Annotated in this window: 1 pseudogene; it reads right to left on the reverse strand. The window is 50.3% G+C overall.

Annotated features, from left to right (window positions below):
* Nucleotides 1–41: 41 nt before the first annotated feature.
* Nucleotides 42–344 (reverse strand): annotated as a pseudogene (locus FDW98_RS14335) (DDE-type integrase/transposase/recombinase); the annotation flags it as partial.

Consider the following 344-nt stretch of genomic DNA (forward strand, 5'->3'; position numbering starts at 1 on the left):
CACCGAATGGCTGCGGGTTTTCCCTTCCATGCGATGAGTTACTCAAGTGTTCTGACTACCCGACTGGCCGGCAGAGAAAAATCGACCTCAATCGCCAGTGCCTCACGGTTAAAATTATCGATAACATTCAGCAGACGGACTGAGCGACCATCCGATAACTGGTCGTGCATGAAGTCCATCGACCAGCATTCGTTGCTGCTTTCAGGCACTGCCAGCGGTTCAGGTTTATCCCGTTTCAGTCTTTTTTTCGGCTTGATGCGCATGTTCAGCGATAGCTCGCAGTAAATCCGGTACACCCTTTTGTGGTTGAAGCGGAAGCCTTTTACGTTGCGCAGGTACAAAAA

Origin of the sequence: Citrobacter sp. wls711 (assembly GCF_005281055.1) — a bacterium.
Classification (GTDB): Bacteria; Pseudomonadota; Gammaproteobacteria; order Enterobacterales; family Enterobacteriaceae; genus Citrobacter; species Citrobacter gillenii.